Origin of the sequence: Rhodovulum sulfidophilum DSM 1374 (assembly GCF_001633165.1) — a bacterium.
Classification (GTDB): Bacteria; Pseudomonadota; Alphaproteobacteria; order Rhodobacterales; family Rhodobacteraceae; genus Rhodovulum; species Rhodovulum sulfidophilum.
On the sequence record NZ_CP015418.1, the window covers coordinates 801868 to 817078 of the forward strand.

Consider the following 15211-nt stretch of genomic DNA (forward strand, 5'->3'; position numbering starts at 1 on the left):
ATGGCGGAGAGGATTGATGCTGAATCTTTCGGACTCTGAAGCCCAAGCCTTGCAGATGTATTCTTAGGGCATGAGGGGCGGCTATTTTGCGCTATTGGTCGGCGTTGTTGCAGAAAGGAGGCTTGAGTCGTGACTTCCCTTTTCCCCTTCGGGATCATGCTACGCGGACGATCACGGCGGTGTAGAGGGCATTGAAGCGGTTGATGCGTGCGACGGGCGTTGTTGCGCAAATGCAGTGTGGATCCGTGTCGCGAATGTAGCGTGCTACCCAGTCGGCATGAGCAGACCTGCGAAGACCACTTACAAGACCACCAACTGGCGTCGCTATAATCGGGCTTTGAGGCAGCGCGGATCACTGACCGTCTGGTTCGATCCCTCGATGCAATGGTAGGCCATCCCGTCGGGGAGGCGTGGCCGTCAGCAGGCCTGCAGCGACGCCGCGATCCAGGTCTGCCTGACCCTCAAGGCCCTCCTCGGGCTGCCGCTCCTCCAGGCCACCGGTTTCGTGGCGAGCCTGCTGGAGTTGTCCGGCTTGGGCTGGGCTGTTCCGGAGTTCAGCACCCTGTCCCGGCGGCAGAAGACCCTGAACATGACCATCCCGTACCGCGGCTCCAGAGGCGCGCTTCACCTGCTTGTGGACAGCACCGGCCACAAGGCGGCGCAGATGTTCGGGACCCTGCCGCCGGACCGGCACGATACCGTCTTCCGGGACCTCGCTAGAGCCATCGCGGCAGAGCTGAACACCGCGCTTGAGGCTCTGGTTGTTCTCCTCGATGAAAGCACGATCCACGCGCATTTCACGATCAGGAACTACACGAACATAGGGTTGGCCGTCAGCGAGGCGTCCAGGCGCGGCACCATGGCCCGGTTGCAGGATCTCGCTGCGGAAGTCATGCAGCAATACCATCCCGAAATCGAACGTGGCCATCGCAAACGAGCCCGGCCGAGACAGTCGAGCGGATCAAGGCGCTGGCGCTCGAACGTCCGGCCCATGGCTGCAACCGCTTCGAGGCAATGCTGGCGCTCGAGGGCGTGCGGGTCTCCTCGATCACCATCCAGAAGATACTCAATAGTCGCCAGCGTGGCGCCACCGGTCCGAGTCGCTGGCGACGCTCTGGGCACGCGCTACGATCGCTGGCTGGCGCTCGAGGAGGCCCATGCGGGCAAGGCCATCGAGATCACCGCCGCGCAGGCTGCCTTCCTCGAGAAGCAGACCCCCTGCTTCCGGGAAAGACACGTTGAATCAGGCACTCCCGGCGAGCTCCTTTCTGCGGACACGTTATTTGTCGGCACGCTGAAAGGGATCGGCAAGGTCTACCTGCACGCGGTCGTCGACACCTTCGGCAGCTATGCCTTCGGCTTCCCTGCACGTCTCCAAGCAGCCCGATGCCCCATCGAAACCGTCATGTCATTCGTTACTCAAGAAAGTTAAGTGGACAACTGAGGCGCTTTACTGTGCGCAATGTCTGAAGGTTGTCATGAACCGGTGACATCTTCCGCGGAGTAGGACGGCCCCGAGGGACTCGGATGATACTGTGGCGATATGCGACGATGGCTGGCGCAATCGGGGCGCTGGCGGAGGGCGGGGCGGCCGCCCCCCTGCCAAAGGGCGAAGGGCTCAAGGTGATCCGCAAGGAATGTACCCGCTGCCACCCCCTGCGGAACATCGTGGACAGCGACGGGCTCACCGCGCCCCAATGGCGCGACTTCATTGTCCGGATGACTGATCTGGAAAACCGCCCGGAAAATCTCGACGTGGTGGTGGCCTATCTGGCCGAGCATTTCCCGCCCTACGCGCCCGGTGACTGACTGGCCGGCGATGCCGACCGCCCAGGCTGAGCCAACCGGTCGCAACCGACGCCCTTCCAGAATAAAAAGTTTGATTTCAATGACTTACAGGACGCACCTGCGGTACCGTCATGCCCCCTTGGCGGGATCGCAGGTTATAACGTCACAAATTCGTTAACCCTCATTTCTAGACTTCTGGCATCCGTCCATGGGGCGGTGTGTGGCACCCTCTTGCCGCGCCTCAAGGCATTCATGCAAACCCAGAGGTTCCCTCGATGACCCGTATCACTTTTCTGCTGGCGACGACTGCGTTGCTTGCAACCCCGGCCTTCGCCGACAGCTTCGAATTCTCTTCCGTTTCCGCCCCGACGACAGACGCACAGAAACGCGCGGTTCAGGCGTCGGACAGCGTCACCATCGGCGGCGAGACCGTGAAGATCGGCTATCACATCCTTGCCCGCAGCGGGCAGAAAATCGGGGACGGCACCTGGGGGCTGCTGGTCGACAAGACCGGCAAGCCGGTGCGCAGCGAGGACGGCTCGGAACATATCTCGGTCGATACCGACTTCTCGTCGCTGCTGCCGGTGGGCAAGAAGCTGTTCTCGATCAGCCATTTCGAATCGCGTCCCGGCGCGATGTACCTGACCGAACTGTCTCAGGACCCCGAAACCGGTGTTCTGACCCCGGTCTCGACCAAGCCGGTGGATTTCTCGGATGTGGGCGGGCTCTGGGTTCCCTGCGCGGGGTCGGTGACGCCCTGGGGCACCCATATCGGATCCGAGGAATACGAACCCGACGCGCGCGAGGTTGCGGCGGCCGAAGAGCTGGCCGATATCGACGACTACTTCTATCCGATGGCCCGTTATTTCGGCCTGAGCCCGTCCGAGATGACGCTGGACCAGTTCCGCGCGGCGTTCAATCCCTACAGCTTCGGCCATCCGACCGAGGTGACGGTCACCGAGGACGGCAATGCCACCGCCGCCAAGCATTACGCCATGGGCCGTCTCTCGATCGAGCTGCCCTATGTGATGCCCGACAGCAGGACGACCTACATCACCGACGACGGCACCAATGTGGGCCTTTACATGTTCGTGGCCGACGAGGCGGGCAATCTGGACGCCGGCACGCTTTATGCCGCGAAGCTGACCCAGACCTCGGACGAGGGCGCCGGGGCCTTCGATCTGGACTGGGTCGATCTGGGCCATGCCACCAGCGACGCGGTGAAGAAGATCATTGATGACAAGCCCGGCTTCCTCGACATCTTCGAAGCTGCTGATCCGGCCGAGGGCGGCACCTGCGGCGAGGGTTTCACCTCGATCAACACCACCTCGGGGCATGAATGCCTGAAGATCCGCGATGGCATGGAATTGGCCGCCTCGCGCCTGGAAACCCGCCGCTATGCCGCGATGATGGGCGCCACGACCGAGCTGCGCAAGGAAGAGGGCATCACCTTCGACCCCGAGAACAACCGCATGTTCCTGGCCATGTCCGAGGTCGCCAAGGGCATGGGGCCTGAAACGAAATACGACATCGGCGGTCCCGACAGCGTGCAGGTGGCCGAGAACAAGTGCGGCGCCGTCTATCAGCTGAGCGTGGCCCCCGATGCTGCCATCGGCTCGGACTTCGTCCTGCAGGACATGGCCCCGCTGGTCGAGGGCACGCCCACCGAATATGGCGCCGACAGCGAATTCGCGGGCAATACCTGCGAAATCGACGGCATCGCCAATCCTGACAACCTCACCTACATGACCGGCCATGACACGCTGATCATCGGCGAGGATACCGGCTCGGGCCACCAGAATGACGCGATTTGGGCCTACAACATGACCTCGGGCGCGCTGACCCGGATCTTCACCACGCCCTACGGCTCGGAAACCACCTCGCCCTACTGGTACCCCGACATCAACGGCTTCGGCTACCTGATGGGCGTGATCCAGCACCCCTATGGCGAATCCGACGCGGACAAGCTGGCCGATCCGGCCGACGCCATGGCCTATGCGGGCTATTTCGGTCCATTCCCGGCCAGCAAGTAAGGCCAGAGCCAAGTTCGGGAGAGGCGGCCGCGCCTCTCCCTTTCCAGCTGAAAGGTATTTCATGCGCCGCCTCTCTTCCGCCCTGGCCGCCCTGCTGGCCGCCACCCCGGTTGCCGCCGCGGATCTGGCCAGCCACAGGCTGTCGAACCCGACCGCCTACATCCCGCCGCAATGCTATACCGACACCATGGATGCCGAGGGCAATGCGCATAACCCCTGTTTCACCTGCCACGTCCGGGCGCGCGCGCCGAACTACATCATCGGCGATGCCGACCTGCAGACCGAATACAGCCTGCCGGGGCCGGCGCTGAAGAACCCCTGGACGAACCTCTTCGTCGATCGCTCGGCCCGGATCTCGGCGATCCCCGATGCCGAGATCGACGCCTATGTCGCGCAAGACAACTATTTCGATCCCGACGGCACGATCACCCTGGCGCGCAAGCTTGCCCCTCCCCCGGCCGCCTGGGACGAGGATGGCGATGGCGCCTGGGCGGGCTATGTGCCCGACTGCTACTATGATTTCGACGCGGAAGGATTCGATCACGCTTCCGATGGCACCCCCACCGGCTGGCGCGCCTTTGCCTATGTGCCCCTGCCGGGCGTCTTCTGGCCCACCAACGGATCGACCGACGACGTGCTGATCCGTCTGGCCGCCCCCTTCCGCAGCACTACGGACGGCAGCTACGATCCCACGATTTACAAGGTGAACCTTGCCATCGCCGAGGCGCTGATCAAGCGCGCCGACGTGCCGGTTGCGCCGGTCGATGAAGCCCGTCTGGGCGTCGATCTGGACCGCGACGGTGCCCTCGGCACCGCGACGCAGGTCACCTTCGACTGGGCGCCGCTGAAGGGGCGCGACATGTCCTGGGTGGGCGCCGCGAAGGGCGAGATGCTGGCCGCGGGCCTGTTCCCGGTCGGGACCGAGTTCCTGCACACGGTACGTTATATCGACGTTTCCTCGGGCGAGGCCGTGATGGCGCCGCGGATGAAAGAGGTCCGCTACGGTATCAAGACCCGCTGGCAGACCTATGCCGACCTTGAGGAAGGCGGGCTCGAAGAGGCCAAGGAACGCTACGACTTCCCCGACCGGATCGACCTGTTCGACGGTGGCCTCGAAACCGGCATCGCCAACGGCATGGGCTGGCGCTATCAGGCCTTCATCGAGGATGCCTCGGGCGATCTGCGCCCTCAAAGCTTCGAGGAAACCGTGTTCTGCATCGGCTGCCACAGCGGGATCGGGCTGACCGACGACGCCACGATTTCCTTCCCGCGCAAGCTCGGTGTGGCCGATGCCCATGCGGGCGGCTGGTATCACTGGTCGCAGAAGTCGCTGGCAGGCACCCCCGACCCGGTCCGGGCCGATGGCCGGCGCGAGCTGCTGACCTATTTGCAGGAAAACGGTGCGGGTGACGAATTCCGCAACAACGCCGAGGTCAAGGCGCGTTTCATCGCCTCCGACGGTTCGGTGAAGCCCGAGGCAGCGGCAGCCCTTCGGGACGACATCACCACGCTGATCATGCCTTCGCCCGAACGCGCCCGGACGCTGAACAAGGCCTATCGCGAGATCGTCCTCGAGCAGAGCTTTGCCAAAGGCCGCGATGCCGTGGCCGAACCCGCAAGCCACGTCCTGAAAGAGGTTGACCAGAACCAGCCCACGGGCATCGAAATACCGGTCGGCGCCTCACGCTGGTAGATCCCCGGGGGGGGGCGGGCAGCTTCTCTGTCCCGGTCATGCCGCCGACCATGGTAGAAAGAACCGCAAGAGGCTCGCCCCGGTGGCGGGCCTTTCTCTTTCCTTGCGATGACGTTCAGGCCGGGACGATGATCCCGGGCAGGCTGTTTGTCTTCGTCGTTTCGTCCCGCTGGAAGTGGATGACCGAGCGGATCGACTTGCCCGCATGCAGCAGGTCGAAGGCGGTGTTGATCTGCTCACGCGTCATGTTGTGGGTGATGTGGGGATCAACCTCGAAATCGTCCTGCCGTCACCCTTTGAAGTAAACCGGCGATGGTCCCGCGCGCGGCTTCCGCCCCCTCTTCGATGTCGACGGCGATGCCCACCTTCCGCAGACGCGCAAGGCCCTACCCGCGCATGCGCGGATACGGGGCCTGCATCATCGCGACCACGATCCGCGCCATGCCTGTCGCGATGATCGCCTCCGCACAGGGCGGCGTTCTCCCCCAGTTGGTGCACGACTCCAGCATCACGTAGACCGTGCAGTTCCGCGCCCGGCCGTGGGTGCGTCCGCGCCTTGTTATGGAGCCGACTGCTAGGCTGGGTCTCGGCCTCTGCCTGCCACGCTTTGTCATTGACAAGGACGCAGCCGACCGGAGAGGGGGCCAGATCCGCCTGCGGGCCAGGGGCAGAGCGCGTTCCATCCAGCGGCGATCCGCGTCAGAGCTGCGTGGGCGGCAGGGCATCGCCATAGACCTCCTTCGGGTCGACCCATTGGCCCGCTGCGATGGAAGCGCGACCGATCGTCGAAATGGCAGTTGGCGTCGCCATCGGTGCGGACGCGCAGCCAGGCCGCATCCTGATCGTCGTCGATCCGCATCCCGACGATGTGATGCACCAGACCGCTGGTGTCCTCCTGTGTCAGAGGCATTGCCGCGAGCGGCTCCAGAAATGCGCCCGGCCGGTCTCGATGCTGCGGGTGAGGGCGCCCATCATCAGGACTTTGCGGCTGTCGGCATCGGTGGTGATAACCTGCAGCAGGCCGTCAGCGTCAAAGCGCGGGGCCAGGTCGTTGCCTTCCTCGATCTGGTCGAGGTTGAGGCGGGGCGAACAGAAGCGGGACTTGGGGGGAGCTCCTGAGGGATCGCACCACGCCGGATGAGACGCTGCGGATTGCCGCCAAGCAAGCGGTTGGCTGGCCTTGCGCTGCGGCCGGAGCCACGGCCATGGTGCCGCAGATGGGCGGCAGGATGCCATGGCCGGTCAGAGGTGCTTCCAAGTGGGGGCTACCCGGGGGGCACGTGGCACCGCGATCCGGATGCGACGCTGGAAACCGGCTGTCCGGATTTGCCGTGCCGAGGTCATGGCTATCGCGGCAGGGGCGAACGCCGGGCCGCTGCCAGATCAATGGAGGCGGGCACCGCGTCGCCGTGGTGCCCGCCGGGTTTCATTCCAGGCAGTCGGTGAGGCTGCTGGAAAGGTTGCGCAGCAGGTGCGGGTAGAGATCGGCACCGATGGCCAGATCCGCGCCGAGCGGGTCCATCACGCCCGCTTTCGCATCGGTGCCCCGGAAGACGGTGGCGACCAGCTTGGGATTGAACTGGGGTTCGCTGAAGGCACAGGTCACATCCAGTTCGCGGACCTTGTTCTGGATTTCCTCGATGCGGCCCGGGCTCGGGGCCGAGGCGTCGCTCAGGGTGATCGAGCCGCTGGCAGGGAAGTCGAAACGGTTCTCGAAATAGTGGTAGGCGTCATGGAAGACGATGAAGTGCTTGCCGCGCACCGGGGCCAGCTCGGCCGAGATCTCGCCGATCAGGCCATCCAGCTCCGCTTGGCCCGCCTTGGCATTCGCCGCATAGGTGGCCGCGTTTTCAGGGTCCAGTTCAGAAAGCTCTGCGGCAATCGCACCCAGCCAGACCTTGGCGTTCTCCGGGTCGAGCCAGGCATGCGGGTCGTGACCATGGTGGTGGTGCCCCTCATGGTCATGATCGTGGTCGTGCTCCTCATGATCATGGTCGTGATCTTCCGCATGCTCGTGGTCATGGTCATGCCCAGCCTCGGCATGTTCGTCACCGTGGTCATGGCTGTGGGGCTCGAAGGTCGCGTTTTCGCGGAACTCCAGCTCGGTGGTGCCGTCGGTTTCCATCAGCTCCACCACATGGGCATCTGCGGCCAGAGCGTCCAGCGGGCCTTCCAGCCAGGGCTCCAGCGCCTCGCCGACCCAGAAGACGGCATCGGCATCGTCCAGCGCCTCAGCCTCGGAGGGCCGCAGGGAATAGCCATGCGGCGAGGCCCCGGGCTGCACCAGCAGACCCGGCGTGCCCAGATCGCCCATAACGATGGAGACGAGGGAGTGGACCGGGGGAATGTCCGCGACAACCGACGGCACCTCGGCATTGGCGGCCGTGGCCAGCCCGAGAACGGAAACGGTTCCGAGGATCAGATTGCGACGCATGTGGCGCTCCATGTAATGTTGTAACATCGGTCCGACGCGTATATGCAATACTATAACATATCAATAGGCATTTCCCGGAGCACAGGATGAAGGCAGTCGGAACAGTCGGGCATGATCGAGAGGCCAGCACGGCCGAAAGGCTGGCCAGTGCGGAAAGCTTCTGTGCCGAGAACCGGCTGCGCTTCACGGCAGCCCGGCGCCGCGTGTTCGAGATCCTTCTGGACGAGCAGAAGGCGCTTGGCGCCTATGACATTCTCGAACGGCTCGACGCCGATGGTCTCGGGTCCCAGCCGCCCATCGCCTACAGAGCGCTGGATTTCCTTGTGAAACATGGTTTTGTTCGACGGATCGAGCGGCTGAGCGCCTATGTTGCCTGCCTTCAACCCCGCGAAACCCACGATCCCGCCGTCATGATCTGCCGTATCTGCGACAGCGTCGAGGAAACCACCTTTGCACCCTCACGCGGCATGCTCGGCGCCGCGGCGCGCGATGCCGGATTCCTGATCGAACAGACCGTGGTCGAGGCCATCGGTGTCTGCGCAAATTGCCGCGCGGCAGGGGCCGTGTGATGGACCTTTTCGAATTCGCCGACGTCTCCCTGCGCATCGGGGATATCACGATCCTGTCCCATGTCTCGATGCGGATGGAGCCGGGTGAGATCGTCACCATCGTCGGGCCGAACGGGTCGGGAAAGTCGACCCTTCTGCGCTTGCTGATCGGGTCGCTGACGCCCTCGGAGGGGCGGATCTCGCGCGATCGCGGGCTCCGGATCGGCTATGTGCCGCAGCGGCTTGCCATCGACCCGACGCTGCCGATGACAGCTGCGGACCTGCTGTCGCTGCGCCGGAAGGTGCGGCCCGCGCAGATCGCGCAGGCGCTGGCAGAGGCGGGCGTCGCGGGGCTGGAGCGACGCCAGATCAGCGCGCTTTCCGGCGGCCAGTTGCAGCGCGTGATGCTGGCCCGGGCGCTTCTGGGCGAACCGCGGCTGCTGGTCCTCGACGAGGCCACGCAGGGTCTGGACCAGCCGGGCGTCGCCGCCTTCTATCGTCAGATCGAGCAGGTCCGGCGCCGCCGCGGCTGCGGGGTGCTGATGGTCAGCCACGATCTGCACGTCGTCATGAGCGCCAGCGACCGCGTCATCTGCCTGAATGGCCATGTCTGCTGCCAGGGCGCGCCACACCATGTCGCCTCGGCCCCGGAATACCGGGCGCTCTTCGGCGAGGGCACGCAGGGGGCACTGGCACTTTACACCCATCACCACGATCACGACCATGACAGGACAAGGGCCGCCGAATGAGCCTTCTCGACGATTTCATGATGCGCGCCGTTCTGGCGGGGCTGGGGCTTGCGGTCGCGGCAGCCCCGTTGGGCTGCTTCGTCGTCTGGCGCCGCATGGCCTATTTCGGCGATGCGACGGCCCATGCCGCGATCCTTGGGGTGGCGCTGTCGCTGACCTTCTCGGTGTCGATCTTCGGAGGGGTGATGGTCGTGGCCCTGGCGATGGCACTGACGGTATCTTCTCTGGGCGGGCGCGGCTTTGCCATGGACACGATGCTGGGCGTGCTCGCCCATTCGGCGCTGGCCTTCGGGTTGGTGGCGGCATCGTTCCTGACGGGCATCCGGATCGACCTCATGGCCTATCTCTTCGGGGATATCCTGGCGGTGATGCCGGGCGACCTTGCGGTGATCTGGACGGGGGCCGTCCTGGTCGCGGGGCTGATCGCCTGGCGCTGGTCCGCGCTGCTGACGGCGACGCTGAACCCCGATCTTGCCCGCGCCGAGGGCGTGAACCCGGAGCGTGAGCAACTGGTCCTGACCTTGGCCCTGGCGATCACGGTCGCCGTGGCGATCAAGGTGGTGGGGGCGCTGCTGATCACCGCCATGCTGATCATTCCGGCCGCCGCGGCGCGCCCGTTCAGCCGGTCGCCGCTGCAGATGGCGCTGCTTGCCATGGTGCTGGCCGCCGGGGCCGTGATCGGGGGTGTCCGGGCGTCCTACAGCTTCGACACGCCGACCGGGCCGACCATCGTCTGCGTCGTCGCCGTTCTGTTCATGCTGTCGCTTTCGGTGTCGCGCATGGTCCGGCAGCACTGAGGCGGGCAGGAGCAGTCCTGCCAGGGCGCGTTTTCAAGGCGACGGCAGCTCTCGTGCTGATCATCGACCGCGACAGCCGAAAGGCCCTGAACTGGCATCTTTGGGGTGCGATCGGGGCGGGGCCTGTGGGGGAGGTCGTGAAAGAGGCGTTCGCCAGATCCGGCCTGCCCATGATCTTCAACATCTATCACGACAGCGCCGGGGTTCCGGTTCGTCTTGTCGAGGCCCCGGAAACGGATGAGGTCGAGGTCGCGACCGAAGCGGTACGCACGCCATCGTGCCAGAGTTTGGTGCCCGGCCGCGCGCCCGCCGCCTTTGATCCGGGCAAACGCCGCCTCAAAGACCGAAGCCAAGGGTCAGGACGATGATGATTAGGCCGCCCGCGATCCGCAGGGCCGCGCCGGAGATGCCAGGCGCGGCGGCCAGGCCAAGGCGGGTCTCAAGCGCCGACATGCGCCCGATGGCATTGCCGCCGAAAATGGCAATCGCGTTGAGGGCGGCCGTGCCCGCCCCCATGGCCAGGGTCGCAAGAATGCCTGCCAGCGAAATACGAAGGCCGAAGAGCGCGCGGTCACCATCCGCCGCCATGGCGCGCAGAAGGCCCGGACGGTTTCGGTTGAGGATGGCGTGCAGGAACTGGTTGCCGAGGCTCGGGCACCGGGCGCCGATTGACCTCGGCCGGCCGCAAGACATTCGGACAGGAGGATTCCCACATGACGATCACCGAAGATGACATCAAGCAGGCCCTCGTGACCTGGGGCAATGGCAAGATCGCCATTTCCAAGGCCTTCGAGGAGGGCGGCATCGAGGCGGCCGGCAAGGTCGCCTCGGCCAACCTCGACGCCTATTATGGCTACAATCTGGGGCCGGTGCTGTTCAAGCCGACCATGGCCAGCGGCGAACAGACCTTCCGCCCGACAAAGGCCGGTGCGTTGGCCTATTTCTGCGGCCATTCCTCCGAGTATCCACGCGACAACGGCTTCGCGATCATGGGCTGGCGCGCAATGCAGCACATCAACTCGGCCACGTTTCTTCAGGGGGATGTCGCCATGTGGATGGGTTGGATCAGGCTGACCAACAGGCACGGGGCAATCACGACGGTCGACAAGAGCTTTGGCTACAAGAAGGACGATACCGGCACTCTGCGCATTGTCCTGCACCACTCGTCACTGCCCTATCAGCCGCCGGAGCTGAACCGATGATCCTGGGGACGACCGAAGAACTGAAGAAATGCATGGAATTTGCCTCGAACGCTGCCTGTCTCGAGGCCATTCACTGGCCCCGCATCGCTGCGACGGTCTGGCAGCGCGCGCCGCTCGCCGGCTTTCAGCGCTGGGTCGATGCCTTGCCACCTGAGCAATTGCCCCGGGCATGGATCAACGACACCGCGTTTCTCGCCCGAGGCTCGGCGCATCGCCCGTCCAGCTGCGAAATGCGCGCCAGAAGCTCGTGCCGTCGGAGTAACCGAGAGCCGTCGCCACCGCCTCGACGCTCATGCCCTTTTCGGCAAGCAGACTCCGGGCACGCCTCTGCCGGTGCAGACGCAGGAGCGCGCTCAGACTTTGCCCTTCTTCCGCCAGCCGTCGCTGCAGGCTGCGCGGGGGCATCCGGAGCGCTGCCGCAATCGTGCGCAGATCGACCGGCCGCACCCCGAGATAGAGATCGATCAGCGCCTCGACCTGGTCGACGATATTTTCGGAACGGCTGGCGCCGGCTGTCAGATCCTGCAGATGCCGTTCGATCAGCGCGATCATGTCGGGATCTTCCGTGCGATGCACCCGCTCGGCCGCAGCGGCGGAAAAGACGATCGCATTGGTGGGATGAGCATAGATCACCGGGGCACGGAAGAGCGCCTCGAGCCGGGTCTTCTCGGGGATTGGCGGATGGTTGAGGCGGATCTCGGACGGCCGCCAGCGCGGATCGAAGGCGCCGCGGATCAGTCGGCAGATGCCCGCGAGGCTGAATTCGGTATCCTGACGCGACGGCGCCACGACCGGCGCGGTGATCCGGTATGTGAAAACGAGGTTTCCATCCTCGCTCTCGAGGCTCGATTGGGTGGCGCTTTGCAGCGCCCCCGACCAGCGCGCGAAAGCCGAAAGCGCCCCGCGGATCGTGCCCGCCTGCACCGCGCGAAGTCCGATCGGCGCAAGATTGCCGGGCCGGAGTGAAAAGCCCAGCCGGGCGCCGAAGAGCGGGTCGCCCGCCAGATCCGCCGCGGCCTCGATGATCGAGAGATAACTTTGCAGGGGAATCGCCGCGTAAGGGTCGGCCAGGATCTCTGGCGAGAGTTTTTCGCGTGCGAGCAGAGCTTCCAAACTGCCCGGATCGTCAGCAAAGCATTCCAAAATTGGCCCAAAAATCAGGGCCCTGACAGACAGCATTCCGGGCAGCGGGGTGCTCATCGGGGACTTATTTCTGCAATTGCGGCCAATGCGGCGGCTTTGGCGCAAACTATCGGATTTTTGGCGCGGATTGCAATGGCCGCTATTGTCCGGCGGCTTGCAGACCGATCCTAAGAACACAACAACAGGGATCGGTAGAATGGAAAAAGGACAGGGCGAGAACCGCCTTCAGGCCAATTCGATAGGGCTTGCGCATATCGTTTTCTTCGTTGTCGCGGCGGCCGCGCCCATGACCGCTGTCGTCGGCGCAACCCCGCCCGCTTTCGCCTTCGGCAATGGCGCGGGCGTCCCCGGCGCCTTCATCCTGGCGGGCATCCTTTACCTGATCTTCTCTGCCGGTTTCACCGCGATGACCCGGCATGTGCCCCGCGCAGGCGCGTTCTACACCTATATCACGCGCGGCCTCGGCTCGCCTGCGGGGCTGGGCGGGGCGCTGACGGCGCTTCTGGCCTATTTCGCCATCCAGATCGCCGTTTTCGCGCTCTTCGCGGTCTTCGTCTCGGGCTTTGCCGCATCGCTGGGTCTCGATCTGCCCTGGTGGGTCTGGGCCTTCGCCGGGCTCGCCGCGGTGGTGCTTCTGGGGCGGCGGCACATCTCGGTTTCGGGGCATATCCTCGGCGTGTGCATGATCGCGGAACTCGTGATCCTGTTGGTCCTCGACATCGCCATCCTGGCGCATGGGGGCGGCCCGGACGGGATCTCGGCCGCGGGGTTCCGGCCCTCAGACGTGCTGGTGCCGGGGCTGGGCGTGACGATGGTCTTCGTGCTCGGGTCCTATGTGGGCTTCGAGGCCACCGCGATCTTCGGCGAGGAAGCCTCGAACCCCGACCGCACCATTCCGCGGGCCACCTATACGGCCGTGATCCTGATCACCGCCTTCTATGCCTTCTCGACCTGGTCGATCGTGCAGTATTACGGCCCGGAAAACGCGCAGGCCGCGGCCGCCGCCTCGCTGGAAGGCTTCTATTTTAATGCGATGGAGGCGCTTCTGGGCGGCTGGGTCGTGAAGCTTGCCTACATATTGCTCATCACCAGCCTCTTTGCCTGCCTGCTGTCCTTCCACAACACGCTCAACCGCTATCTCTATGCGCTGGGGCATGAGGGGCTGATCTGGGCCCATGTGGCGAAGGTCCACCAGGATCATGGCTCGCCGCATGTGGCGGGACTTGTCCAGGCGGCGCTGGTCGTCTCGATCCTCGGTCTCTTCGCGCTCTTCGGAGCCGACCCCTACGGCGTCGTCTTTTCGTGGATGTCGGCGCTTGCGGTCCTGTCCATCGTCGCGGTGCAGACCATGGTCTCGGCCGCCGTGATCGCCTTCTTCCGGCGCGACAGTTTCGGCCGCTCGCCGCTCGTCACCCTGGTCGCCCCGGCGCTGGCCACGGCCGGACTGGCCGCTGCCTTCTGTCTCGTCTGGTCGAACCTGCCGATGCTGACCGGCTCGGAAAACCCGGCCGTGCGGGCCTTCCCCGTGATCGTTCTCGGCACTGCCGCGTCGGGCTGGCTTCTGGCGCTTCGGATCAAGCGCTTGCAACCCGAGATCTACGCCCGCCTGGGCCAAGCCTTCGACTGACCCCACTTTCCATTTCAAAACAGAGAGATACTGATATGAACGCCGCAACGCGTATCGACTTCCTGTACCTGTCCGAACCCGACATGATCAAGGCGGGCGTCACCGACATGGCCGCATGCGTCGACTGCATGGAGGAGATGTTCGGCCTGCTGCATGCCGGCGATTACCGGATGGCCGGGGCGAACAATGACAGCCACGGCGCGATGGTGATGTTCCCTGCGGAAAGCCCGTTTCCCACGATGCCCAAGCCCACCGCCGACCGCCGCTTCATGGCGATGCCCGCCTATCTTGGCGGCCGGTTCTGCACCACCGGCGTCAAGTGGTACGGCTCGAACGTCGCGAACCGCGAGAAGGACCTGCCGCGCTCGATCCTGATGTTCACGCTCAACGACACCGAGACCGGGGCGCCTCTGGCGCATATGTCGGCAAACCTCCTGTCCGCCTACCGCACCGGCGCGGTGCCGGGGGTGGGCGCCCGGCACCTGGCGCGGAAGGACGCGAAGATTGCAGGCATCCTCGGCCCGGGGGTGATGGCGAAGACGACGCTTTCGGCCTTCATGGCCGCCTGTCCGGGGATCGACACGCTGAAGGTCAAGGGGCGCGGCGAAAAGAGCCTGAACGACTTCCTCGCATGGGTGGCCGACGCTTTCCCGCAGATCACCTCGGTCACCGTCGTGGAGAGCATCGAGGAGGTGGTGCGCGGCTCGGACCTGGTAAGCTATTGCAATTCCGGCGAAACCGGGGATCCGTCCACCTATCCGCTCGTCAGGCGGGACTGGGTGAAGCCCGGCGCCTTCCTGGCCATGCCCGCCGTCTGCAACATCGACGAGGGGATGCAGGCCCGGGACATCCGCAAGGTGCTCGACAATACCGGGCTTTACGAGGCGTGGTACGAGGAAGTGCCGAAGCCCGCCCATGCCACCATCCCGGTGATCGGCGTGAAGTTCATGGACATGATCGCCGAGGGAAAGATGGCCCGGAGCGATCTCGAGGATCTGGGCGCGATCGTCGCGGGCGACGCTCCCGGCCGCAGGACCGATGACGAGATCGTCATCATGTCGGTAGGCGGCATGCCCGTCGAGGATGTGGCCTGGGGCACCGTGGTTTACCGCAACGCGGTCGAACGCGGCATCGGCGTAAAGCTCAACCTTTGGGAAGAACCGGTCCTGCGCTGATATTTTCCGGGGGGCCGCCGCC

Annotated in this window: 15 protein-coding genes and 2 pseudogenes; 12 read left to right on the top strand and 5 right to left on the bottom strand. The window is 64.8% G+C overall.

The genetic code is table 11. The annotated features are described in order from the left end of the window. Positions 1-277: 277 nt before the first annotated feature. From A6W98_RS20155 to A6W98_RS03995, 5 genes and pseudogenes are all read left to right on the top strand, one after another. Positions 278-655 (top strand): annotated as a pseudogene (locus A6W98_RS20155) (transposase); the annotation flags it as partial. Positions 656-930: 275 nt separating this feature from the next. Next, positions 931-1391: pseudogene (locus tag A6W98_RS03980) on the top strand (transposase family protein); the annotation flags it as partial. Positions 1392-1551: 160 nt separating this feature from the next. Beyond that, a complete protein-coding gene (locus A6W98_RS03985) occupies positions 1552-1809 on the top strand; it encodes a hypothetical protein (RefSeq protein ID WP_155734714.1) in 258 nt (85 codons plus the stop codon). Positions 1810-2063: 254 nt separating this feature from the next. Beyond that, on the top strand, positions 2064-3821 hold the full coding sequence (locus A6W98_RS03990; protein ID WP_042458179.1) for a PhoX family protein: 1758 nt from the start codon (positions 2064-2066) through the stop codon (positions 3819-3821). A 61-nt stretch (positions 3822-3882) separates the two neighbouring features. After that, positions 3883-5514 (top strand): hypothetical protein, encoded by a 1632-nt coding sequence (locus A6W98_RS03995; RefSeq protein WP_042458182.1) that lies wholly within the window; start codon positions 3883-3885, stop codon positions 5512-5514. A gap of 115 nt (positions 5515-5629) precedes the next feature. Here the strand turns inward: A6W98_RS03995 and A6W98_RS22105 are convergent, their stop codons facing one another. The 3 genes from A6W98_RS22105 to A6W98_RS04005 form a co-directional block, all read right to left on the bottom strand. Continuing rightward, a complete protein-coding gene (locus A6W98_RS22105) occupies positions 5630-5761 on the bottom strand; it encodes a hypothetical protein (protein WP_264580117.1) in 132 nt (43 codons plus the stop codon). A 653-nt stretch (positions 5762-6414) separates the two neighbouring features. Beyond that, the gene (locus A6W98_RS21815) at positions 6415-6750 is read right to left on the bottom strand and encodes a phosphoribosyl-AMP cyclohydrolase (RefSeq protein WP_231098360.1); all 336 of its coding nucleotides are present in this window, start codon (positions 6748-6750) and stop codon (positions 6415-6417) included. Between the two features lie 190 nt (positions 6751-6940). Further along, positions 6941-7948, bottom strand: coding sequence for a zinc ABC transporter substrate-binding protein (locus A6W98_RS04005; protein ID WP_042458188.1), 1008 nt, complete (start codon positions 7946-7948; stop codon positions 6941-6943). 86 nt (positions 7949-8034) lie between these two features. On the opposite strand from A6W98_RS04005, the gene A6W98_RS04010 reads away from it, so the two are divergent. The 4 genes from A6W98_RS04010 to A6W98_RS20835 are packed head-to-tail and all read left to right on the top strand — an operon-like array spanning position 8035 to position 10410. Further along, the gene (locus A6W98_RS04010) at positions 8035-8517 is read left to right on the top strand and encodes a Fur family transcriptional regulator (protein WP_042458191.1); all 483 of its coding nucleotides are present in this window, start codon (positions 8035-8037) and stop codon (positions 8515-8517) included. Further along, on the top strand, positions 8517-9245 hold the full coding sequence (locus tag A6W98_RS04015; protein ID WP_042458194.1) for a metal ABC transporter ATP-binding protein: 729 nt from the start codon (positions 8517-8519) through the stop codon (positions 9243-9245). The genes A6W98_RS04010 and A6W98_RS04015 overlap by 1 nt, the downstream gene beginning before the upstream one ends. Further along, positions 9242-10042 carry a metal ABC transporter permease gene (locus A6W98_RS04020; protein ID WP_042458197.1) on the top strand — a complete coding sequence of 267 codons (801 nt, stop codon included), beginning with the start codon at positions 9242-9244 and terminating at the stop codon, positions 10040-10042. Before A6W98_RS04015 ends, A6W98_RS04020 begins: the two co-directional genes overlap by 4 nt. A 53-nt stretch (positions 10043-10095) precedes the next feature. After that, a complete protein-coding gene (locus A6W98_RS20835; RefSeq protein ID WP_155734716.1) occupies positions 10096-10410 on the top strand; it encodes a hypothetical protein in 315 nt (104 codons plus the stop codon). Here A6W98_RS20835 and A6W98_RS04025 read toward each other — a convergent pair. Next, a complete protein-coding gene (locus tag A6W98_RS04025) occupies positions 10379-10630 on the bottom strand; it encodes a hypothetical protein (protein ID WP_042458200.1) in 252 nt (83 codons plus the stop codon). The two genes, A6W98_RS20835 and A6W98_RS04025, sit on opposite strands and share 32 nt — an antisense overlap. Before the next feature lie 125 nt (positions 10631-10755). Here A6W98_RS04025 and A6W98_RS04030 point away from each other — a divergent pair, with 125 nt between their 5' ends. Beyond that, positions 10756-11244 carry a phosphoribosyl-AMP cyclohydrolase gene (locus tag A6W98_RS04030; RefSeq protein ID WP_042458203.1) on the top strand — a complete coding sequence of 163 codons (489 nt, stop codon included), beginning with the start codon at positions 10756-10758 and terminating at the stop codon, positions 11242-11244. Positions 11245-11418: 174 nt separating this feature from the next. Here A6W98_RS04030 and A6W98_RS04035 read toward each other — a convergent pair whose 3' ends face one another. Continuing rightward, entirely contained in the window at positions 11419-12492 is a 1074-nt protein-coding gene (locus A6W98_RS04035) for an AraC family transcriptional regulator (RefSeq protein WP_168161808.1), read from the bottom strand. Between the two features lie 91 nt (positions 12493-12583). On the opposite strand from A6W98_RS04035, the gene A6W98_RS04040 reads away from it, so the two are divergent. Together A6W98_RS04040 and A6W98_RS04045 are read left to right on the top strand one after the other, a co-directional pair. Further along, positions 12584-14014, top strand: a complete 1431-nt coding sequence (locus A6W98_RS04040; protein ID WP_042458206.1) for an APC family permease — start codon at positions 12584-12586, stop codon at positions 14012-14014. Between the two features lie 35 nt (positions 14015-14049). After that, positions 14050-15189: an ornithine cyclodeaminase family protein gene (locus tag A6W98_RS04045; RefSeq protein ID WP_042458208.1), complete on the top strand. Its 1140-nt coding sequence runs from the start codon at positions 14050-14052 to the stop codon at positions 15187-15189. The last annotated feature ends 22 nt before the right edge of the window (positions 15190-15211 follow it).